Genomic DNA, 22,415 nt, shown 5'->3' with positions numbered 1-22,415 from the left:
CGCTCATAAACACCCCGGCCGTCCCGGCCGGGAAAGGAGAAGAAGCTCACGCCCACGGCAGGTGGGCTCCGTTGTGCGCGAGCAGGCGGTCCGTCAGCTGGTCGGCGAGGTCGATCTGCCCGACCAGCGGGTGGGCCAGCAGGGCGTCGAAGACCCGGTCCCGGCCGCCCTTGAGGGCCGCCTCCAGGGCGAGTTGCTCGTACGCGGTGACCCCGGCGATCAGGCCGGCGTACAGCGGCTCGACCGGCCGCTGCGGCAGCGGGCGGACGCCGTTCGCGTCCACCTCGGCGGGCACCTCGATGACCGCGTCGTCGGGCAGGAACGGCAGCACGCCGTCGTTACGGGTGTTGACCACCTGCACGCTGGTGCCGCCGTCGGTGCCGAGCAGCGAGGCGATCAGCTGGACGGCGGCCTCGGAGTAGAACGCACCGCCGCGCTGGCCGAGCAGCTCGGGCTTGGTGTCCAGGGTGGGGTCGGCGTACATGGTGAGCAGCTCCTGCTCGATCGCCGCGACCTTGGCGGCCCGCGAGCCCTCGACCTTCAACTCCTCGACCACCTGGTCGTGCTGGTAGAAGTAGCGCAGGTAGTAGGAGGGCACCACGCCGAGCCGCTGGATCACCGGCAGCGGCAGGTGCAGGTCCTCGGAGATCTCCTTGCCGAAGCCGGCCAGCAGCTCCGGCAGCACCTCGCGGCCGGTGGCGGCACCCGGGGCGTCGAGCAGCGTGACGCCGCGCTCCCAGGTCAGGTGGTTCAGCCCGACGTGGTCCAGGCGCACCAACTCCGGTGCCACGCCCAGGTGGGCGGCGAACTTGCGCTGGAAGCCGATCGCCACGTTGCACAGGCCGACGGCCTTGTGCCCGGCGGTCTGCAGCGCCCGGGTGACGATGCCGACCGGGTTGGTGAAGTCCACGATCCAGGCGTCCGGGTTGGCCCGGCGGACCTGGTCGGCGATCTCCAGCACCACCGGGACGGTGCGCAGCGCCTTGGCCAACCCGCCCGCGCCGGTGGTCTCCTGGCCGACGCAGCCGCACTCCAGCGGCCAGGTCTCGTCCTGGTTGCGGGCGGCCTGCCCGCCGACCCGGAGCTGCAGCAGCACCGCGTCCGCGCCCTGTACCCCGGCGCTCACGTCGGTCGTGGTGGTGACCACCGCGCCGTGGCCCTGCTTGGCGAAGATCCGCCGGGCCAGCCCGCCGATCAGCTCCAGCCGCTCGGCGGCCGGGTCGATCAGCACCAGCTCGCCGATCGGCAGGGTGTCGCGGAGCCGGGCGAAGCCGTCGATCAGCTCGGGTGTGTAGGTGGAACCGCCGCCGACGATTGCCAACTTCAGTGCGGACATCAGCCCTTGACCCCTGTCAGTGTCACGCCTTCGATGAAGGCCTTCTGTGCGAAGAAGAACAGAACGATCACCGGTGCCATCACCAGCAGGGTGGCGGCCATGGTGAGGTTCCAGTTGGTGTGGTGCGAGGCCTTGAACGAGGCAAGGCCGTAACTCAGCGTCCAGGCACCCTGGTTGTCGCTGGCGTAGATCTGTGGGCCGAAGTAGTCGTTCCAGCAGTAGAAGAACTGGAACAGCGCGACGGCGGCGATGGCGGGCTTCGCCATCGGGACCACCACCTTGAGCAGGGTGCGGAACTCGCTGCAGCCGTCGATCCGGGCCGCCTCGATGTACTCCTTCGGCACGGTCAGCAGGAACTGCCGGAGCAGGAAGATCGAGAACGCGTCGCCGAAGGCCATCGGGATGATCAACGGCCAGAGCGTGCCGGTCAGGTGGAGCTGCTTGGCCCAGAACAGGTACATCGGGATGATGATCACCTGAGGCGGCAGCATCATCATCGAGATCACCGCCATCAGCGCCAGATTCCGGCCGCGGAAGCGGAACTTGGCCAGCGCGTAGGCCACCGGCAGGCTGGAGAGCACGGTCAGCACCGTGCCCAGGCCCGCGTACAGCAGGGTGTTGCGCCACCAGGTGAGGAAGCCGTCGGTCTGCCACACCTTGACGAAGTTGTCCCACTGCCAGGTGTGCGGCCACAGGTCGGCGGTGATCGCCTGACGGTCGGTCATCACCGAGGTGAGGAAGACGAACACGAACGGCAGCACGAAGAACAGTGCGGCGGCGACGGCCAGCGAGTGCACGGCCACCCAGTGCAGGGCGGCCCGGCGGCGGGCCACCCGGACGGCGGCGTCCCGGCGGGTCAGCGGAAGGGAGATGGTTGCGGTCATGGTTCAGTCCTCACTCGCCAGCAGACCCGACTTACGGCGCAGCAGCAGCGACGTGAAGGCCATCGAGATCACGAACAGGATCAGCGCGACCACGCAGGCGGAGCCGTAGTCGGCTCGCTGGAAGCCCAGGTTGTAGACCATCTGCGGGAGGGTCCAGGTGGAGCCGTTCGGGTAGCCGGGCTCGAACTGCTGGCCGGAGCCGCCGATCACGCCGCTGGCCACCTTCCCGGCCACGATCGCCTGGGTGTAGTACTGCATGGTCTGGATCACGCCGGTGACCACGGCGAACAGCACGATCGGCGAGATGTTCGGGATGGTGACGAAGCGGAACTTCTGGACCGGGCCCGCCCCGTCCAGCTCGGCCGCCTCGTACTGCTCCTTGGGGACGTCCAGCAGGGCGGCCATGAAGATCACCATCAGGTCGCCGATGCCCCACATCGCCAGCATGGTGAGGGCCGGCTTGGACCAGTCCGGGTCGGTGAACCAGCCCGGCGTCGGCAGCCCGAGGTCGCCGAGCAGGGCGTTGACCGGGCCGGTGCCGGGGTTGAGCAGGAACGCGAAGGCGATCGTGGCGGCCACCGGCGGGGCCAGGTAGGGCAGGTAGAACAGGGTGCGGAAGACGCCCGCGCCGGTCTTCACCTTGGTGATCAGCAGACCGATGCCGAGCCCGAACGCGACCCGCAGGGCGACCATCACGACCACCAGCCAGAGGGTGTTGCGCAGGCCCTGCCAGAACGACGGGTAGTCGGTGAAGACGTAGCTCCAGTTCTGCAGACCCCTGAAGGTCGGTGCGCTGAAGCCGTCGTACCGCATGAAGGAGAAGTAGGCCGTGGAGAGCAGCGGGTAGGCGAAGAAGACCGCGAAGCCGATCAGCCAGGGCGACAGGAAGGCCAGGGTCCGGAGCGCCTCCCGGCGGCGCTTGCGCTTCAGCGCCGCCGGGACGGGGGTACCAACAAGTGCCATGGCTACGTCACTTGGCCTGGTTGACGGCCGCGTCGATCTCCTTGGCCGTGGCGGCGAGCCCGGCCTTGAGGTCGGTCTGCTTGCCGGACTCGTAGTCGAAGCCGAGGTTCTGCAGGCTCACCTGGTAGGCGCCGCCGTTGAGGCTGGCCGGGGTGGTGCTCGAGTTCGGGTTCTTGGCGATCTCGATGAAGGTACGGAAGTTGGGGTCGTTGGTCAGCTTCGGCGAGTTCAGTGCCTCGAAGGTGCTCGGCACGTTGTGGATCGCGTTCGCGAAGCTCACCACGGCGTCCGTGTTGGTGGTCAGGTACTTCACCAACTCCCAGGCGGCGGTCTGCTTCTGGCTGCCCCGGGCGATGCCGATGATGGTGCCGGTCTGGTAGCCCCGGCCGTACGTGGCGGCCTGGTCGTCCGGCACCGGGAACGGCGCGGTGGCCCACTCGAACGGCAGCTTCTCCTCGTCCAGCGCGGCGGTCCGCCACTCGCCGTCCATCGCCATCGCCACCTGGCCGGTGTGGAACGGGTTCTTGGCGCTGAACTCGTCGCCGAAGCCGGTCCGGTACTTCTCCAGCTTCTCGAAGCCGCCGAGCTTGCCGACCAGGCTCTTCTGCCACTCCATCAGCGCGCCGACCTTGGGGTCGGTGGCGACGGTGGACTTGCCCTCGCCGTCGAAGTAGCTCGGGCCGTACTGGCCGAGCAGGTGCGCGATGCTGCTCTCGTAGCCGTGGTAGGCCGGCATGAAGCCGAGCTGCTTGAAGCCCTCGCCCTCGGCCACGGTGAGCTTGGCGGCCGCGGCCTCGAACTCGCTGAAGGTCTTCGGCGGCGCGGTGATCCCGGCGGCGGCGAAGGCGGTCTTGTTGTAGTACAGGCCGTACGCGTCGCCGAGCAGCGGCAGCGAGCACTGGTTGCCCTGGAACTGGCTGTACTTGAGCATCGGGGCGGGGAAGGTCTTGGCCGGGTCGATGCCGTCCTTCTTCAGGAACGGGTTCAGGTCGGCCCAGACCTTCGCCGAGCAGAACTTGCCGACGTTGTCGGTGGTGAACGAGGAGACCACGTCCGGTGCGTCTTCGCCGCCGGCCCGTAGGGCCTGCTCGCTCTTCTCGTCCTCGATCTTCGGGACGATCTTGACGTGGATGTTCGGGTGCGCCTTCTGGAAGGCGGCCACGTTCTCCTCGATCGCCTTGGTCTCGCTGTCCTGGCTCCAGCCGTGCCAGAAGGTGATGGTCACGTCCTTGCCGGCGGCCGAGTCGTCCTGGCCACCGGCCGAGTTGGTGCCGGTGCAGGCGGTGGCGAGCAGGGCCAGGACGGCGCTGCCGGTGACGGCGGCGAGCAGGCGGGAGGGTCTGCGGGCGGAATGCATCGGAGGGTCCTCCTGGGACATGGGGGCAGGCGGAATCGCACGGGCGGTGGGCGGGCTACAGGGTGACGGGCTGCGAGGTGACGGTGGGTCATGGGCGGCGTGCCCGGGAGTCAGTGGGTGGAGAACACCGACTCACGGGCCGAGGCGAGGGCGCGCTGCAGGGCGCCGTGCAGGACGGGGGAGCCGGGGACGGTGCTGCTGCGGACCTCGGGCCGGGGGATCGAGATCCGCGCGAGCGCGTCCTGGACCAGCGCGCGCAGCCGGTCGCCGCCGGCCGTGGCGGTGCCACCGGAGAGCACCACCAGCTCGGGGTCGACCACGGCGACGATCGACGCCAGGCCGACCGCGAGCCGCTCGGCCAGCTCGTCGAGGAACTCGTCGCCGGCCCCCGGCGTCTCCAGAGCACGGGCCACGACCGCCTCGCTGGTACTACCGCCGAGGCCGTGCCGCCGGGCCAGCGACAGCACCGCCTCGGCACCGGCCAGCTCCTGGAAGCCGCCGGAGTTCTTGCGCCGGACGTTGTGCACCACGGGGGCGCCGGGCACCGGCATGTAGCCGACCTCGCCCGCGCCGCCGGTGAAACCGCGGTGCAGCCGGCCGGCCAGCACGATCGCGGCGCCGAGGCCCTCCTCGGCCCAGAGCAGCACGAAGTCCTCGCTGCCCTGCGCCGCGCCGAAGGCCTGCTCGGCCACGGCGGCCAGGTTGACGTCGTTCTCGATGGTGACCGGCGCGCCGAACGAGGTCTCCAGCTCGGTCATCAGCTTGGGCGAGTGCCAGCCGGGCAGGTGCGCGGCGTACCGCAGCTTGCCGCTCACCGGGTCGAGCGCGCCGGGCACCCCGACCACGATCCCGTGCAGGTCACCCGGCGTCAGACCGGCCTCCCGGACGGTCGCGGCCAGCGCCTCGGCGGTCCGCTGCACGGTCTCGGCGGCGGGCCAGCCCTTGGTGGGGGTGAGCGCCTCGGCCAGTGTGCTGCCGGTGATGTCGGCGACAGCGGTGCGGACATGAGTGGTCGTCACATCCAGCCCGGCCACGTACCCGGCGGCCGGGTTGACCTGGTACAGCTGGGCGTTCGGCCCGGGGCCGCCGGCCGTGGTGCCGACCGGCAGGACAAGACCGGCGCTCTCCAGCCGGCCGAGCAGCTGGGAGGCGGTGGGCTTGGAGAGCCCGGTCAGGCTGCCGATCTGGGTCCGGGAGAGCGGACCGTGGGCGAGCAGCAGCTCGAGCGCGGCCCGGTCGTTGATCGCCCGGAGCAGGCTCGGAGTACCGGCGATGGGGGTACGGGTGTTGTCGGTCACAGCCCAGATCCTCCCCTCTCACCACCCGGACGTGCTGGTCGGGGTGGCGCTCCATGAATAGTTAGGAAACTTTCCAATCGCTGAGAAGGACGGTAGGGCGCAGGGTGCGAGGGTGTCAATGGGCCCCCCTCGGGAGGATGCCGAAGCGTTACGTGCGGACAGCACGGAACCCCGCCCCCAAGCTCGGGGACGGGGTCCGGATCGGGGCGCTACTCGCCCGGCTGGGCCGGGATGGGCTTGGCGATCTGGGAGGCGGGGGAGCCGGGATCGGCCAGCGCCGAGGGTGCCGCCCCGGCGGGTTCGGCGGCCGCCGCCACGGTGACGGCGGCCGGCGCGTCCTCCTTGAGCTTCACGCCCGCCTCGTCGAAGGCGGCCTTCAGCCGCTGCCGCAGGGTGCGCGCGACCAGCAGCGCCTTGCCGGGCGAGGTACGGGCCTCGACCCGCAGCACCATCGAGTCGAAGGCCACCGACTCCACCCCGAGCACCTTGACCTGACCCCAGATCAGCTCGTCGTACGGGGTCTCCTTGGCCAGCCGCTCCGCAGTCTCCTTGATCAGCTCCTCGACCCGGACCAGGTCCTCCTTGTAGCCGACCTGGACGTCCACCGAGGCGGTCGCCCAGCCCTGGCTCATGTTGGCGATCCGCTTCACCTCGCCGTTGCGGATGTACCAGATCTCGCCGTTCGCCCCGCGCAGCTTGGTCACCCGCAGGCCGACCTCCAGCACCGTGCCGGTCGCCACCCCGGTGTCGATCTCGTCGCCGACGCCGTACTGGTCCTCCATGATCATGAAGACCCCGGACAGGAAGTCCGTCACCAGATTCCGCGCGCCGAAACCGATCGCCACACCGGCCACACCGGCGCTGGCCAGCAGCGGCGCCAGATTCACCCCGAGGGCGGAGAGCACCATCAGCCCGGCGGTACCCAGAATGGTGAACGAGGTGACGCTGCGGAGCACCGAACCTATCGCCGCCGACCGCTGCTGCCGCCGCTCGGTGTTCACCACCCCGCTGTTCGCCAGCAGCCCGCCGAGCCGGCCGAGCTCGGCCTCGCTCTCCGGGGGCCGGACCATCCGCGCTATGAACTTGCTGATCAGCTTCTGCAGCACCGCCCGCAGCACCAGGGCCAGCACCACGATCAGCAGGATCCGCAGCCCGTTCTCCAGCCAGCCCTGCCAGCTGCTGCTCAGCCAGCCCGCGGCCTGCCTGGTCGCCTCGGCGGCCTCGGACGGCGAGGTCGGCAGCTTGGACAGCGGATCGTCGGACGGCCCGGACGAAGGGGAGGGCGAGGACGAGGCGTCGGCGAGGAGGCCGAAAGCGCCGGAGCTGGACACGAGCGGAGTCCTTCCTGCTGGGGACCACTGGCCGCCTGCGGGCCACTGATCAGGACGAACTGCCACCCTAGCGGCCGCGCACCACCCGGACGGACGACCCGTCAGGCCCCCGGAATGGGCCGAAGGGGCCGGTTACCAGCGACGAATGGTGCATCGTGGCCACCCGCTGGGCATATCGGATATGACGGAACCCACATCAGCTCCGTTTCGCAGGATTGGTGGCGCCCTACAACGGCGTAAGGCGACACTGGTGGAGATCGCGTCGGGGAGACAACCCCACGCGGTCACCCGCTCGTCCCGGCGCGAGCCACGCGCCGCAGGCGTCCAAGGAGGCCTCCGTGCCGCATGTCCTGGTCCTCAACGCGTCGTACGAACCACTCGGTGTCGTCTCGATGCGCCGCGCTCTCATCCTGGTCCTCAACCACAAGGCGGTCAGCCTGGAGGATTCCGGAATCACTCTGCACAGCGCCACCAGCGCCGTCTCGGCGCCGTCCGTCGTCCGACTGACCCGCTTCGTCCGGGTCCCCTTCTGCGGGCCCGTCCCGCTCACCCGCCGCGCCCTGTTCGCTCGTGACCAGGGCCGCTGCGTCTACTGCGGGGCCGCCGCAACCAGCGTCGACCACGTCATCCCGCGCAGTAGGGGTGGCCAGCACCGGTGGGACAACGTGGTGGCGGCCTGCCGCCGCTGCAACCACACCAAGGCCGACCGCCACCTCGCCGATCTCGGCTGGCGGATGAAACGTCCGCCCGCCCCGCCCAGCGGGCTGGCCTGGCGGATCATCGGCACCGGCATCAAGGACCCGCGCTGGCGGCCCTACCTGGAGCCGTACGGCGCGACCGAGCAGTTCCGCGAGTACGAACACCACGACCATACCGACCACGGAGCCGCATTCCCGGCTCCACACGGCCGGACCCACCGCGGCGAGCACGAACCGCTCTCCGCCTGACAGACAGGGCCTGCCAGCCAATCCTCGGTACGCCCCCGCCGTTTTGGTTCGGGCACTGCGCCCAGGTGGCACACGCCAGGGGCTCGGGGAACTGCGACGCCGACCTCGGACAAGGTGATCCGTACGTAAATGGTCAGGCACATTCGCAGTGACCCAGGCGCCAGATCTCCTCGCAGTTCCCCGAGCCCCTGGACCGTAGATGCTCGGACGCCTGCAAAAAGTCGCATCCCGAGCGCCCTCAGCCGGCGGCGTAGACCTCGATCCCGGTGAGCGAGTACCCGTACGGCGTGGCCCGGGTGACGCCCTGGACCCGCAGGTACTGGGCGTCGGGAGCGTCGAAGCGGATCGTCTCGGTACCGCCCCGCCCGTCCTCGACGGTGGCGACGGTGGTCCAGTGCAGACCGTCGGGGGAGGTCTCCAGCCGGTAGGCGGAGGCGTAGGCGGGCTGCCAGGAGAGCACCGCCGAGCCGAGCCGGGTGGCGGCCGGCAGCCGGAGCTGGACCCAGGCGTCGTCCTTCGTCGGGCCGGTCCAGCGGGTCTTCGGGTCGCGATCCTTCACGGCGTCGGCGGGAGTCTTGGCGGACTCGTCCCCGGAGGACGAGGCCGCTGCGCCGGGCGCCAGGTCGGGCCCGGTGGTCGGCGGGACCACCCGGACCTGCAGGACCTGGCGGACCGTCAGCCCGCCCGCGGTGAAGCTGACCGGCACCTGGTAGGTGCCGGTGGGGGTGCCGGCGGCCGCGGTGACCTGGAGTGGCGCGACGACCCGGCCGCCGCGCGGCACGGCCAGGACGGGGACCGGAGCGATCGTCAGCCCCTTGGCCACCAGCGGGACCTCGGCCTTCAGCTCGCCGGTGATCACATCGGGGCGGCCGGACTCGACCACGGCCCTGGTCTGCGCCGGGACGGTGGCGCCGGTGATCACGTCCAGTACGGGGGAGGTCAGGCCGAGCCGCGCGGCGGGGGTGTCGGCGTACCAGGGGATGATCTGGTTCACCACGGGCGGCTCGCCGCCGGGCGCCCAGCGCAGCCGGATCGCGCCGACCGGGCGGCCCTGGGCGGACAGCTCGTTCCAGCCGGGGCCGACGGCGCCGACCGCCACCCAGCTGCCGTCGGCCTGCTGGACCTCCACCGTGCCGGTGGCCCGGACGGTCGGGTCGGTCAGCACGGTGACCCGGTCCAGCGGCCGGGGCGCGCCGAGTTCGACGGTGAGCGGAGCGTCGTTGCCGTCGGGGGAGCTCGCGGCGCGGTAGGCGGTGTCCGGGCTGCCGTCCAGTACGGCGGCGGCCGGGGAGCCGGGGGCGGCGTCCGGGCCGCCGGTCACCGTGGCGGGGGTCTCGCCGGGGGCCGCAATGCTGAACTCGCGGACCGCGACGGCCGTCTTCTGGGCGCTGGTGGCACGCAGCCGGACGGCCTTGGCGACCACCCCGGCGGGCGCCGTCGCGGTGAGGTTCTGCCGGCCGCGGATCTCGGCCAGTTCCTTCCAGCCGCCCTCGCCGGTGGTGTACTCCAGCACGCCTTCGTGCAGGAAGTCGCCGGCCGCGCTGCGGGCGTCCGGGCCGTCGCCCCAACTGCCCATCAGCACCGTCACGGTGCCCAGCGGGCGGCCGGGGCCGAGGTCGAGGCCGATCGCGTCGCCGGGCTGCGGCGGTGCGGAGGTCCAGTAGAAGGTGTCGGCGGAGTCGTCGGTCATCAGCGCGGGCCGGTGGTCGTGCGCGGTGCCCAGCGTGGTGGTGGCGCCCACGGCACCGGGGGTGACGCCGGACCAGCTGTCGGCCGCCTTCGACGCCCGGTCCAGGAAGGGGTCCAGCACACCGGCGCCGACCACCGCGCTGCCCTGCGCCAGCTGGTCGCGCTCGCTGCGCAGGGTGACCCGGTGCTGCCAGGCGGCCGTGCCGTCGCCACCGCGCTGGGCCAGCAGCATGTCGACCGCCGCGACCCCGGCCCGGCCGTAGCCGGCCAGCTGGGTGAGCCACGGGTCGGCCTCCGCGCCGAGCGCCTCGGCGGCCAGCGCCTGCCGGGCCCCGGCCATGGTGGCGAAGGCGTCCCGCAGCGGGGCGGCGGCCTCGGTCAGCCGGGCCGGGTCGGGCGTGCTGCCGCCGGTCGGCTCCAGCGCGGCCCAGAACCGTTCGGCCAGCGGGGTCAGATAGCCGGACTCGGTCCTGGCCAGCGGGGAGGAGGAGCTGTGGCCCGCCAGCGCGGTGACCGCGGCCAGGCCCGCACTCGTCCCGGCCAGTGGCCGCAGCGCGGCCCGCCAGGACTCGGCGGGCTGGTAGCCGGCCGGGTTCCAGGCGAAGTCGGCGGCGGTGGCCAGCGGGATCCGGGAGAGCACCGGCTGGGCCATCGCGGCGGTCACCAGGGCGGCCGAACCGGTGGCCAGTTCGGCGTCGCGTCCCTGGTACGCGCCGAGGTAGAGCCGGTCAGGCGCGGAGTCGTTGACGGGGTAGCTGTCCAGGGTGACCAGCCCGTGCCCGGCGGCCTTGGCCGCCTCGGCGAACTGACTGCCCGTGATCTTCGCCGGGATCGCCGACCCGCCGCTCCAGGCCACCTGGACGTCCTTCGGCAGCCCGGCGGCCAGCGCCGTCCGGTACGGCGAGGCGGCCGCCTTCTGATAGTCCGTCGGCACCACCGTGAGCGGGATCTTCCCCTTGGTCAGCCGCTCCCTGACCTTGCCGACCAGGGCGGCCTGCGCCTTGGCGGCCGCCTCGGGTCCGGTACCGAAGCTGCGGCGGTCGGTGGAGCAGTGCCACTCGTCGTAACTGACGTCCAGGAACTCCAGCTGGAACGCCTCGAAGCCCAGCTTGCGCAGCCCGTCCAGCTTGCCGAGCAGCGCGTCCAGGTCCTTGGCGGAGCTGTAGCAGAACGACTGGCCCGGGTCGATCGAGTACCCGAGCGTGACGTGGTTCTGCCGGGCCCGGTCGGCGAGCTCCCGCAGCTCGGCGGCCTGCGCGGCGGGGTAGGCCTCGCGCCAGCGGGACAGCCGGTACGGGTCGCCGCCGGGGGCGTAGAGGTAGAAGTTCTGCTTGGTCCGGCCGAGGAAGTCGAGCTGGGCCAGCCGCTGTTCGGCGCTCCAGGGCGTGCCGTGGAACGACTCGGCGAGGCCCCGGACGGCTGCGCCGCTGGGCCAGTCCCGGACCACGACGCCCGGAAAGCCGAACGCGCCGGGGCCCTGTCCCTGACCGGGCTGGACGGGGGCGAGCAGCTGCCGAAGGCTCTGCGCGGCGTTGAACGTCCCGGCGGCGTCCACCCCGGCCAGCACCACCGCGCCGTAGCTGCCGCCGGTGGTCGGCAGCTGACCGGCCGCCAGCAGGTACCCCCCGGCGGGCAGTCCGTCGAACGAGAGCTGCTGTCCGGCCGCCGTCGCGAGGCTGCGCAGCGCCCGGTCGACCGCCCCGCCCGCCGTCTCCCGGGGCCCGCCGACGTACACGGTCAGGCTGCCCGGCGCGGGCTCGGCGGGCAGGTCGGGCAGCGGTGTGACGGTGGTCGCCCCGGCCGCCCCGAGCAGCTCCCGGACGACATCCAGGGCAGGCCCGTCGGCCTGGTCCGCGCTCACCAGATTCACTGCGGGCGGCACACTGACGGGCTTTCCGGCCACGGTCAACTGCTGCGGCCTGGGGTACACCTGCGGGTCGGCCAGCGTGCCGAGCGGCGTCCGGGGCGCACTGCTGACGGTCCGTCCGGCCGGCGTCTCGGCAAAGGCCGTGCCCGGGATCCCGACCAGCAACCCACCGACCACGGCGGCGGCCGAGAGCGTCGCGGCCAACTGCAGAGTGGCCCGCCGACGTCCCCGCCTGCGCTCCGCCCGCACTGACGCGAGCAGCGGTTCGGTGCCCTTGAGATCCGCGATCAGCCGGTCCGCCGTCTTCGGCGCCAACTGCCGCGCCGTCCGCGCTGTGGCCCGCCGGGCGGCCAGCGCCGCCGGATGCCAGAGCACCTCACGGAGGGCCGCGCTCTGCTCGATCTGCTGCCGCAACCGCCGACCGGCGGCCACCGAAACCCGAGCCTGCACAGGACCCTCCTCAACCTGAAAACGTCCGGTCCAAGCCCCCGGCGGACAGCCCACCAGCAAGCCGTTCCGAAGTCAACGCCCGTGCGAGCAATGACCTTTATGCCCTGAAATCACCCATGCGCGGCAGGTCCGGCTCCGCCGTGGTGCGCAGTGCTGCCCATCCGTTCGGGTGACTCCGCCGTGTGGGTGCCGGGGTCGGGTGGGGTGGGCGCGGGTAGGACTGGGGAGTCCCGTACGGCTTCACTGACCGCAGGAGCCCAAGAGTGGCCGCATACCTCGATCGTGCAACCAGTAGTCCGCAGGCTCCCGCCGAGGATCCGCCGCCCTCCCCGGAGCTGGTGGCGCTGGCGCACGCCCATGGGGTGGACAGTACGTACGACCCGGGGTCGGGTCCGGTGCAGGTGGCGCCGCACACGCTGGTGGCGGTGCTGGCCACGCTCGGGGTGGACGCGGGGAGCCCGGCGGCGGTGCGGGCCGCGATCGAGCGGCACCGGGCCGAGCAGGCGGCCCGGCTGCTGCCGCCGTGCATCGTGGTCCGGGCCGGCCGGCGGACGGCGCTGGACGTGCCGGCCGAGGCCCGGCTGTCCGTCGAGCTGGAGGACGGTGGTACCTGGGGCCTGCCGGCCGGCCGGTCGCACTGGCTGCCCGCCGACCTCCCGCTCGGCCGCCACCGCCTGACGGTCCGTACGGAGGACCGCACCGAGTCGGCCCCGCTGATCGTCGCGCCGCAGCGGCTGCCGGAGATCGAGCAGCGCTCCTGGGGTTTCCTGGCCCAGCTCTACTCGGTGCTCTCGGAGCGCTCCTGGGGGATGGGCGACCTGGGTGACCTGGCCGAGCTGGCGCAGTGGGCCGGGCACGGGCTCGGGGCGGGCTTCCTGCAGATCAACCCGCTGCACGCGGCGCTGCCGGGCGCGCCCTCCGACCCGTCGCCGTACCGCCCGTCCTCCCGCCGGTTCGCCGACCCGGTGCACCTGCGGATCGAGGCGGTGCCCGAGTACCCGTACGCCGATCTGGGCGAACTCCCGGAGCGCGGGCGCAGGTTGAGCCAGGAGGTGCTGGCCCACGACGGCCTGGTGGACCGGGACGCGGTCCGCGCGGTCAAGCTCGAGGCGCTGGAGATCCTGCACCGGGTGGCGCGCGGCCCCGGCCGGGAGGCGGCCTACCGGGCGTTCGTCGAGCGCGAAGGGAAGTGGCTGGAGCAGTACGCGGTCTGGTCGGCGCTGGCCGAGCAGCACGGCGACAACTGGCGGCACTGGCCCAAGGGCCTGCGCCACCCCGACAGTCCGCACGTCACCAAGGCCACCCAGGACCTGGCCGACCGGGTGGAGTTCCACCGCTGGCTGGCCTGGCTGACGGACCAGCAGCTCGGCGCGGCCCAGCAGGCGGCCAAGGACGCCGGGATGCCGGTCGGCCTGATCCACGACCTGGCGGTCGGCGCGCACCCGGACGGTGCGGACGCCTGGGTGCTCCAGGAGGTGCTGGCCGAGGGCATCTCGGTGGGCGCCCCGCCGGACGCCTTCAACGCGCACGGCCAGGACTGGGGCCTGCCGCCGTGGCGCCCGGACGCGCTGGCCGCCGCCGGGTACGCCCCGTACGCGGAGCTGCTGCGAGCGGCGTTGCGGCACACCGGGGCGCTGCGGATCGACCACGTGATGGGCCTGTTCCGGCTCTGGTGGGTGCCGGCCGGGCACCCACCGACCCAGGGCGCGTACGTCCGCTACGACGCGGAGGCGATGCTCGGGGTGCTGGCGCTGGAGGCGCACCGGGCGGGCGGGTACGTGATCGGCGAGGACCTGGGCACGGTGGAGCCCGGCGTGCGGGAGGAGTTGACGGCGCGTGGGGTGCTCGGCACCTCGGTGCTCTGGTTCGAGCGGGACTGGCGGGCGGACGGCGAGATCCTCCCGCCGGAGCGCTGGCGGGCCGCCTGCCTGGCCACCCTGACCACCCACGACCTGCCGAGCACCGCGGCCCGGCTCTTGGCCCGTCCGCTGGCCGATGAGCAGGCCGAGGCGGCCGCCGAACTGGCCGACTGGCGGACCGAACTGACCCGGGCCGGGCTGCTGCCCGAGGGCGCGGAGCTGACCGCCGAGGCGCTGTACGCCTTCCTGCTGGCCACCCCCGCCGAGCTGGTCGGGGTCTGGCTGCCCGACACGGTCGGCGATCCGCGCCCGCAGAACCTGCCCGGCACCTGGGATCAGTACCCCAACTGGCGCCTGCCGGTGGCCGACCGGACCGGACGCCCGGTCACCCTGGAGGCGCTGGCGGCGGCGGACGGGACCAGGCGGCTCAGCAGCGTGCTCGGAAGGCGCACCCCGGGGAGCGGCGACCGGTAAGCGGCCGCTACCTTATGAAACGTGGACAAGAGGAACGCTTTGCGAGTCGGCGCGGTCTCCGCGGTGGCGACGCTGATGATGCTGATGACGTCGCCCGCCGCCCTGGCGGTCACCCCGGACGACGGTGACGACCCGGGCAACGGCCTGAGCACGGTCGAGACCCTGGCCCTGTTCGTGGCGACCCCGCTGGTGCTGTTCGCGATCATCGCCGGCCTGGTCATGCTGCCCTCGCTGGGCAAGGGCAAGAAGTAACGGCCTGAACGACCGAAGGACCGCCGTCCGGCTCCGAGCCGGACGGCGGTCCTTCGTGCGTTCACTGAAGCTCGGTCAGTGACCGAGCTCCCGGGCGCCGGCCGCCCGGTCCGCGGCCTGGGCCCGGATCGCGCGCTCGACGGCCGCGCGGGCCTCGACCACCATCCGGCGCAGCGCCGGGGCCGGTTCGGCGGAGGCCAGCCAGGCGTCGGTGACGTCCAGGGTGGCCTGCCCGACCTGGCGGGCCGGGTAGAGGCCGACCACGATCTGCTGCGAGATCTCGTGGCTGCGGGTCTCGTAGATGCCCTTGATCGCGGCGAAGTACTTCGCCGTGTAGGGGGCCAGCAGCTCCTGCTGGTCGGGCTGACCGAAGCCGCTGATCACGGCCTCCTGGACGTAGTTGGTCAGCTCGTCCGACTCCACCACCGAGGCCCAGGCCTCGGCCTTGGCCTCGGCGGTCGGCCGGGCCGCGCGGCAGGAGGCCGCGTGCTCCTGGCCGGCCGCGGTGTTGTCCCGCTCCAGCTCGGCGTCGATCGCCTTCGCGTCGGCGCGGCCGGTGGCCGCCAGCCGGGCGAGCAGCACCCAGCGCAGCTCGGTGTCGACGGCCAGGCCCTCGATCACCTGGGTGCCGTCCAGCAGACCGGCCAGCAGATCGAGCTGACCCTCCGTCCGGGCGGCGGCGGCCAGCGTGCGGGCCCAGGCCAGCTGGTGGTCGCTGCCGGGGGCGGCGGCGCGCAGCCGCTCCTCGGCGGCGGTGGACCAGCGCAGCAGGCCCTGCTCGCGCCAGGCCGGGTCGGTGTAGACGTCGAGCGCCAGCTTGACCTGCCGCTGGATCGACTGGACCACGCCGATCTCGCTCTCCCTGGCCAGGCCGGAGAGCGCCAGCGCCAGGTAGTCGCGGGTGGCCAGCTCGCCGTCGCGGGTCATGTCCCAGGCCGAGGCCCAGCACAGCGCGCGGGGGAGCGTGGCGGTGAAGGCGCCGAGGTGCTCGGTGACCACGGCCAGCGAGGACTCGTCCAGGCGGACCTTGGCGTACGACAGGTCGTCGTCGTTGAGCAGCAGCACGGCGGGGCGCTGACGGCCGGTCAGCTGCGGCACCGGGGTCTCGGCGCCGTCCACGTCCAGCTCGATCCGCTGGGTGCGCACCAGCTGGCCGTCCTTGAGGTCGTAGCAGCCGATGGCGATCCGGTGCGGCCGGAGCACGGCCTCGCCCTTGGCGCCGGCGGGCAGCGCGGGGGCCTCCTGGAGCACCGAGAAGGCGGCGACCGTGCCGTCCTCGGCCAGCGTGACCGAGGGACGCAGCACGTTGATGCCGGCCGTCTCGAGCCAGGCCTTCGACCAGGTCTTCAGGTCGCGGCCGCTGGTCTTCTCCAGCGCGCCGAGCAGGTCGCTGAGCCGGGTGTTGCCCCAGGCGTGCGCCTTGAAGTAGGCCTGCACGCCCTTGAAGAACTCGTCCTGGCCGACGTACGCCACCAGCTGCTTGAGCACCGAGGCGCCCTTGGCGTAGGTGATGCCGTCGAAGTTGACCATGACGTCCTCGAGATCGTTGATCTCGGCCATGATCGGGTGGGTGGACGGCAGCTGGTCCTGCCGGTACGCCCAGGTCTTCATCTCGTTGGCGAAGGTGGTCCAGGAGTCCGGCCACTTGGAGCCGGGCGCCTCGGCCAGGCAGACCGCCTCGGCGTAGGTGGCGAACGACTCGTTCAGCCAGAGGTCGTTCCACCACTCCATGGTGACCAGGTTGCCGAACCACATGTGGGCCAGCTCGTGCAGGATGGTGGCGGCCCGCGACTCGTACGCGGCGTCGGTGACCTTGGACCGGAAGACGTACTGGTCCCGGAAGGTGACGGCGCCCGCGTTCTCCATCGCACCGGCGTTGAACTCCGGCACGAAGAGCTGGTCGTACTTCTCGAACGGGTAGGCGCAGTCGAACTTCTCCTGGAAGAAGTCGAAGCCCTGCCGGGTGATGTCGAAGATCGCGTCGGCGTCCAGGAACTCGCGCAGCGACGGGCGGCAGTAGACCCCGAGCGGGACGACCTGGTCACCGCTGCGGTACTCGTCGAAGACGCCGACGTACGGGCCGGCGATCAGCGCGGTGATGTAGGTGGAGATCCGGCCGGTCGGGGTGAACCGCCAGACCTGGGTGTCCCCGTCGCCGGCCGGGGCCGGGGAGGGGGAGTTGGAGACCACGACCCAGCCCTTGGGGGCGGTCACGGTGAAGGTGAAGGCGGCCTTCAGGTCGGGCTGCTCGAAGGAGGCGAACACCCGGCGGGCGTCCGGTACCTCGAACTGGGTGTAGAGGTAGGTCTCGCCGTCGACCGGGTCGACGAAGCGGTGCAGGCCCTCGCCGGTGTTGGTGTACGCGCAGTCGGCGACGACCTTGAGCTCGTTCTCGGCGGCCAGTCCCGGCAGGGCGATCCGGCTGTCGGCGAAGCTGTCGAGCGGCAGCGCCACGCCGTTCAGCACCAGCTCGGACACGCTCGGCGCGACCAGGTCGATGAAGCTCGCGGAGCCCGGAGCGGTGGCAGCGAACCGGACCACCGTGGTGGAACGGAAGGTGCCGCCGTCGCGGGCCGAGCTCAGATCGAGCTCGATGTCGTACGACTCCACGTGCAGGAGCGCGGCCCGGGTGCGGGCCTCCTCACGGGTCAAGTTGGTGCCAGGCACTCGCAGGACTCCTTCGTCAGGCATGGATGCCTGGCATCCTCCCACGCGGCAGGTCCGGAGCGCCCGGGGCATATCAGGTGTGCGGGCCAGGTCCCGGCAACGATTCGCATTCGATCTCCGTTCGGCACCGGTTTCGCCCTTGACGCGAGCGCGAACGGGGTGCCGACCATAGAGTTCAGAAGTTGAAGGTGAGCATGTGGCACACCGCCGCAACGGCGCGGCCGGCGCGGGGACGGACGAGTTCCCGTGCCCAGGAAGGGTGAATCATGTCGATGGACACACCGGGATCGCAGTCCTCTCTGCACCGGGCCAATCTCGAACGGGTGCTGCGGGCGGTCCGGATGGCGGGCTCGCTGACCCAGGCGGAGATCGCCCGGTCCACCGGACTCTCAGCGGCCACGGTGTCCAACATCGTCCGGGAGCTGCGGGAGGCCGGCACCGTCGTGGTGGCCGACACCTCGTCAGGTGGCCGCCGGGCGCGCTCGGTCTCGCTCAGCGGGGACGCCGGGATCGTGGTCGGGATCGACTTCGGCCACACCCACCTGCGGGTGGCGGTGGGCAACCTGGCACACCGGGTGCTCGCCGAGGAGAGTGAGCCGATCGACGTGGACGTCTCGGCCCAGCAGGGCTTCGACCGCGCCGAGGCGCTGGTCGAGCGACTGCTGGCGCAGGCCGGGTTCAAGGCGGACAAGGTGGTCGGGGTCGGCCTCGGCGTGCCGGGCCCGATCGACCAGGAGACCGGCGCGCTCGGCTCCACCGCGATCCTGCCGGGCTGGACGGGCATCGCACCGGGACGGGAGCTCGCGCAGCGCCTGGGCATGGCCGTGCACGTCGACAACGACGCCAACCTCGGCGCGCTCGGCGAGCTGGTCTGGGGCGCGGGCCGGGGGCTGAGCGACCTGGCGTACATCAAGGTGGCCAGCGGCGTCGGCGCCGGTCTGGTGATAAACGGTCAGATCTACCGCGGCCCCGGCGGCACGGCGGGCGAGATCGGCCACATCACGCTGGACGAGGCCGGTCCGGTCTGCCGCTGCGGCAACCGGGGCTGCCTGGAGACCTTCGTCGGCTCCCGCTACCTGCTCAATCTCTTGAACGCCAACCACCCAGGAGAGCTCACCCTGACCAAGGTGGTGCAGCTGGCCCAGCAGGGTGACCTGGGCTGCCGCCGGGTGATCGCGGACGCCGGCCGCCAGATCGGCAGCGGGGTGGCCACCCTGTGCAACCTGCTCAACCCCCGTCGGGTGATCCTCGGTGGAGACCTCGCCGAGGCCGGTGAGCTGGTACTTTCCCCGATCCGGGACTCGGTGGCGCGGTACGCCATCCCGTCCGCGGCCCGGCAGCTGTCGGTCGTTCCGGGCACGCTGGGTAGCCGGGCCGAGGTCCTCGGGGCGCTTGCCCTGGTGATGAGCGAGATGGGTGAATCCGGCGCAATCCGGCAGACCTCAGTGGTCGGTGCCTGACACCGGAAATCGCTCTCCAGCGTCCGAAAAAGGTGAAGCCGAGGCCGTTTGGTCTCGGCTTCGCCTTCAGGAAGATAACGAAAGGGTTCGGATCGGCGTTAGGCTGGTTTTACTTATTGACGACAAGCGAGCCCCAGGGGTTGACTCCACCTCACCTCGCCGCAATGTTGCGGCTCCGTCAGGGAGGCACCCCCACCATGAACGCAATGATGCGACGCGCAGTCATCGGTACCGCCGCGGTCACCATGGCCATCTCGATGGCCGCCTGTGGCAAGGCCGGTGACGACAAGAAGGACAGCGCCGCGTCCGGTGACACCAAGTCGATCGGCCTGCTGCTCCCGGAGAACGCTTCGTCCACCCGGTACGAGTCCTTCGACAAGCCGTTCATCGAGGCGAAGGTCAAGGCGCTGTGCCCTGACTGCAACGTCAAGTACAGCAACGCCGAGGGCTCGGCGTCGAAGCAGAAGCAGCAGTTCGACACCCTGATCGCGCAGGGCGTCAAGGTGATCATCCTGGACGCCTTCGACGCGACCTCGACCGCGTCCTGGGTCAAGGAGGCGGCGGCCAAGGGTGTCAAGGTCGTCGCGTACGACCGCCTGGCCACCGGCCCGGTCTCCGCCTACGTCTCGTTCGACAACGAGAAGGTCGGCGAGCTCCAGGGCGAGGCGCTGGTCACCGCGCTGGGTGCCAAGGCCGCCGACGCCAACGTCGTGATGATCAACGGTGACGAGGCCGACCCGAACGCCGCGTACTTCAAGTCCGGCGCGAAGAAGGCCCTCGAGGGCAAGGTCAAGAAGATCGTCTACGAGGCCTCCGGTGAGTGGAAGCCCACCGTGGCCGGCCAGAAGATCGGCACCGCGATCACCAGCCTGGGCAAGGACGGCTTCCAGGCCGTCTACTCCGCCAACGACGGCATGGCCGCCGCGATCATCACCCAGCTGAAGGCCCAGGGGATCAACGTCCCGGTCGGTGGCCAGGACGCCGGCGTGGACGCCATCCAGCGGATCGTCGCGGGCGACCAGGCTTACACCATCTACAAGGCGTACAAGCCGCTCGCCGACTCGGCCGCCGAGCTCGCGGTCAACCTGCTCCAGGGCAAGGACATCAAGTCCGTCGCCTCGGCGACCGTGGACAGCCCGACCGACAAGGGCATCCCGGCCAAGCTGCTGTCCCCGAAGGTCGTCACCAAGGCGAACATCCAGGACACCGTGATCGCCGACGGCCTCTACAAGGCCGCCGACATCTGCACCGCCGACTACGCCGCCGCCTGCACCGCGGCCGGCCTGAAGTAGTCCCGGCACGGGCCGGCGCTCCTGACGGAGCGTCGGCCCCCGCGGCGTGTTCACACACCGCCGCCCCCTCATCGTTCTCGCACTACCCTTCGCGCCCCGGGTCGGCGCGCGGCAGGCCGTCTCACCCCTCGTCAGGAGCGGTGGCACGGAATGAAGGAGATGGTTCACGTGACAGGCGCACCCGTACTGGCGTTGCGCGGAGTCTCCAAGCGATTCGGTGCCGTCCAGGCGCTCACCGATGTCCACTTGGAGGTCCACGCCGGAGAGGTGGTCGCGCTGGTCGGCGACAACGGCGCCGGCAAGTCGACGCTGGTGAAGACCATCGCCGGCGTCCACCCGATCGACGAGGGTGTGATCGAGTGGGAGGGCCGTGAGGTCCGGATCAACCGCCCGCAGGACGCCCAGGGCCTGGGCGTCGCGACGGTCTACCAGGACCTCGCGCTCTGCGACAACCTCGACGTGGTCGGCAACCTCTTCCTCGGCCGCGAGCTGAAGAAGTTCGGCACGCTCGACGAGGTCGGGATGGAGAAGCGCGCCAAGGAGCTGCTCGACACCCTGTCGATCCGCATCCCCAGCGTCCGGATCCCGATCGCAGCGCTCTCCGGCGGCCAGCGCCAGGTGGTCGCGATCGCCCGCGCCCTGGTCGGCGACCCGAAGATCGTCATCCTGGACGAGCCCACCGCCGCGCTCGGCGTGGAGCAGACCGCCCAGGTCCTCGACCTGGTCGAGCGGCTCCGCGAGCGGGGCCTCGGGGTCATCCTGATCAGCCACAACATGGCGGACGTCAAGGCCGTCGCGGACACCGTCGCGGTGCTCCGCCTGGGCCGCAACAACGGGTCCTTCCCGGTGGCAGGTACCACCCACGAAGAGATCATCTCCGCCATCACCGGAGCCACCGAGAACGCCGTGACCCGGCGTCAGGCACGCATCGCGGAGGAAGCGAAGTGAGCACCAGCCAGACCACCGAGGCGCCCGCGCCCGCGATCGACCCCCGCCTGATGATCCGTGAGGAGGGCTTCGCCGGCTACCTCGGCGAGTTCAAGCGGAAGATGAAGACCGGCGAACTGGGCTCCGTCCCGGTCGTGCTCGGCCTGGTCCTGATCGCGGCCATCTTCCAGGGCCTGACCGGCGACTTCCTGAACGCCGACAACCTCACCAACATCACGCTCTGGATCGCGGGCCCCGGCCTGATCGCGGTCGGCATCGTGTTCGTCCTGCTGCTCGGTGAGATCGACCTCTCGCTCGGCTCGATCGCCGGTGTCTCGGCGGCCATCGCCGGTGTGCTGTCGGCCCGCTCCGGCGTGAACGAGTGGCTGTCGATCCTGATCGCGCTGGCCGCCGGTGTCGCGATGGGCGCCCTGCACGGCTTCTTCTTCGCCAAGATCGGCGTGCCGGCCTTCGTGGTCACGCTGGCCGGTCTGCTGGCCTGGAGCGGTCTGCAGCAGTTCGTGCTCGGGGACAAGGGCACCGCCAACGTGCTCAACAACGGCGTGATCGCCGACCTCGACCACTACTTCATCGGTGAGGGCGACATCGCCGCCACCTGGATCTTCGCGCTGGCCGGCGTCGGCCTCTTCCTGGCCGGCCAGCTGCTGGACCGCCGCCGCCGTACGGCCGCCGGGCTGCCCGCCCGCCCGGTCAGCGAGATCGCCCTGCGCACCGGCGTGATCGGCCTGATCGCGATCGCCGCCGCGTACACCCTGAACCAGAGCCAGGGCCTGCCGCTGCCGCTGGTGATCTTCCTCGGCATCGTGGTGATCACCGACTTCGTGCTCCGTCGGACCTCCTACGGCCGGCAGATCTTCGCCGTCGGCGGTGGCATCGAGGCGGCCCGCCGGGCCGGTATCAACGTGGCCTGGGTGCGGATCTCGGTCTTCATGATCTCGGCCGGCATGGCCGCGCTCGGCGGGCTGTTCATCATGAGCCAGCAGGGTTCCGCCGACAAGGCGCTCGGCAGCGGCAACGTGCTGATGAACTCGATCGCCGCAGCCGTCATCGGCGGCACCAGCCTGTTCGGCGGCCGGGGCAAGACCTGGTCGGCGCTGCTCGGCATCCTGGTGATCCAGTCGATCATCACCGGCCTCGACCTGGTGCACGTCAACCAGTCGATCCAGTACATGATCACCGGCGCGGTGCTGCTCGCCGCCGTGGTGCTCGACTCGGTCTCCCGCCGGACCCAGAAGTCCTCCGGCCGAGGTTGACCTCTTTGGTCCATGTGAGGCTCGGCACCCGAACCAATCAATCGGGTGCCGAGCCTCGTCATGTCGGTCAACACCGGTCAACCCCAGG

The 22,415-nt window shown here is 71.4% G+C and carries 15 protein-coding genes; 7 read left to right on the top strand and 8 right to left on the bottom strand.

The genetic code is table 11. The annotated features are described in order from the left end of the window. Positions 1 to 46: 46 nt before the first annotated feature. From ASC99_RS08255 to ASC99_RS08230, 6 genes are all read right to left on the bottom strand, one after another. Positions 47 to 1,327, bottom strand: a complete 1,281-nt coding sequence (locus ASC99_RS08255) for a 6-phospho-beta-glucosidase (protein WP_057230003.1) — start codon at positions 1,325 to 1,327, stop codon at positions 47 to 49. Between the two features lie 8 nt (positions 1,328 to 1,335). After that, the gene (locus tag ASC99_RS08250) at positions 1,336 to 2,220 is read right to left on the bottom strand and encodes a carbohydrate ABC transporter permease (RefSeq protein ID WP_057229929.1); all 885 of its coding nucleotides are present in this window, start codon (positions 2,218 to 2,220) and stop codon (positions 1,336 to 1,338) included. Between the two features lie 3 nt (positions 2,221 to 2,223). After that, positions 2,224 to 3,183: a carbohydrate ABC transporter permease gene (locus ASC99_RS08245; RefSeq protein ID WP_057229927.1), complete on the bottom strand. Its 960-nt coding sequence runs from the start codon at positions 3,181 to 3,183 to the stop codon at positions 2,224 to 2,226. 7 nt (positions 3,184 to 3,190) lie between these two features. After that, entirely contained in the window at positions 3,191 to 4,540 is a 1,350-nt protein-coding gene (locus tag ASC99_RS08240) for an ABC transporter substrate-binding protein (RefSeq protein ID WP_057229925.1), read from the bottom strand. A gap of 110 nt (positions 4,541 to 4,650) precedes the next feature. Further along, entirely contained in the window at positions 4,651 to 5,814 is a 1,164-nt protein-coding gene (locus tag ASC99_RS08235) for an ROK family transcriptional regulator (protein WP_057230001.1), read from the bottom strand. Positions 5,815 to 6,047: 233 nt separating this feature from the next. Continuing rightward, complete coding sequence (locus tag ASC99_RS08230) at positions 6,048 to 7,169, bottom strand: mechanosensitive ion channel family protein (RefSeq protein ID WP_057229923.1); 1,122 nt, start codon at positions 7,167 to 7,169, stop codon at positions 6,048 to 6,050. A gap of 338 nt (positions 7,170 to 7,507) precedes the next feature. On the opposite strand from ASC99_RS08230, the gene ASC99_RS08225 reads away from it, so the two are divergent. Further along, positions 7,508 to 8,116 (top strand): HNH endonuclease, encoded by a 609-nt coding sequence (locus ASC99_RS08225; protein WP_057229921.1) that lies wholly within the window; start codon positions 7,508 to 7,510, stop codon positions 8,114 to 8,116. 238 nt (positions 8,117 to 8,354) lie between these two features. Here the strand turns inward: ASC99_RS08225 and ASC99_RS08220 are convergent, their stop codons facing one another. After that, positions 8,355 to 12,122, bottom strand: coding sequence for a beta-N-acetylglucosaminidase domain-containing protein (locus tag ASC99_RS08220; protein ID WP_057229920.1), 3,768 nt, complete (start codon positions 12,120 to 12,122; stop codon positions 8,355 to 8,357). A gap of 263 nt (positions 12,123 to 12,385) precedes the next feature. On the opposite strand from ASC99_RS08220, the gene malQ reads away from it, so the two are divergent. Both malQ and ASC99_RS08210 read left to right on the top strand, forming a co-directional pair. Then, complete coding sequence (malQ, locus tag ASC99_RS08215; RefSeq protein ID WP_057229919.1) at positions 12,386 to 14,455, top strand: 4-alpha-glucanotransferase; 2,070 nt, start codon at positions 12,386 to 12,388, stop codon at positions 14,453 to 14,455. Positions 14,456 to 14,476: 21 nt separating this feature from the next. Further along, positions 14,477 to 14,707 (top strand): hypothetical protein, encoded by a 231-nt coding sequence (locus ASC99_RS08210; protein ID WP_057229917.1) that lies wholly within the window; start codon positions 14,477 to 14,479, stop codon positions 14,705 to 14,707. A 75-nt stretch (positions 14,708 to 14,782) separates the two neighbouring features. On the opposite strand, the gene pepN is transcribed toward ASC99_RS08210, so the two are convergent. After that, entirely contained in the window at positions 14,783 to 17,374 is a 2,592-nt protein-coding gene (gene pepN, locus ASC99_RS08205) for an aminopeptidase N (protein ID WP_057229916.1), read from the bottom strand. A 272-nt stretch (positions 17,375 to 17,646) separates the two neighbouring features. On the opposite strand from pepN, the gene ASC99_RS08200 reads away from it, so the two are divergent. The 4 genes from ASC99_RS08200 (at position 17,647) to ASC99_RS08185 (ending at position 22,327) form a co-directional block, all read left to right on the top strand. After that, the gene (locus ASC99_RS08200) at positions 17,647 to 18,834 is read left to right on the top strand and encodes an ROK family transcriptional regulator (RefSeq protein ID WP_057229999.1); all 1,188 of its coding nucleotides are present in this window, start codon (positions 17,647 to 17,649) and stop codon (positions 18,832 to 18,834) included. A gap of 197 nt (positions 18,835 to 19,031) precedes the next feature. Next, complete coding sequence (locus ASC99_RS08195; protein ID WP_057229914.1) at positions 19,032 to 20,126, top strand: sugar ABC transporter substrate-binding protein; 1,095 nt, start codon at positions 19,032 to 19,034, stop codon at positions 20,124 to 20,126. A 159-nt stretch (positions 20,127 to 20,285) separates the two neighbouring features. Next, on the top strand, positions 20,286 to 21,074 hold the full coding sequence (locus tag ASC99_RS08190) for an ATP-binding cassette domain-containing protein (protein WP_057229996.1): 789 nt from the start codon (positions 20,286 to 20,288) through the stop codon (positions 21,072 to 21,074). Continuing rightward, positions 21,071 to 22,327 carry a sugar ABC transporter permease gene (locus ASC99_RS08185; RefSeq protein ID WP_057229912.1) on the top strand — a complete coding sequence of 419 codons (1,257 nt, stop codon included), beginning with the start codon at positions 21,071 to 21,073 and terminating at the stop codon, positions 22,325 to 22,327. The genes ASC99_RS08190 and ASC99_RS08185 overlap by 4 nt, the downstream gene beginning before the upstream one ends. The last annotated feature ends 88 nt before the right edge of the window (positions 22,328 to 22,415 follow it).

The sequence above is a fragment of the Kitasatospora sp. Root107 genome (genome assembly GCF_001424875.1).
Lineage (GTDB): Bacteria > Actinomycetota > Actinomycetes > Streptomycetales > Streptomycetaceae > Kitasatospora.
The sequence above is the reverse complement of the archived record's forward strand: the minus strand, read 5'-3'. Positions and strand labels throughout refer to the sequence as shown.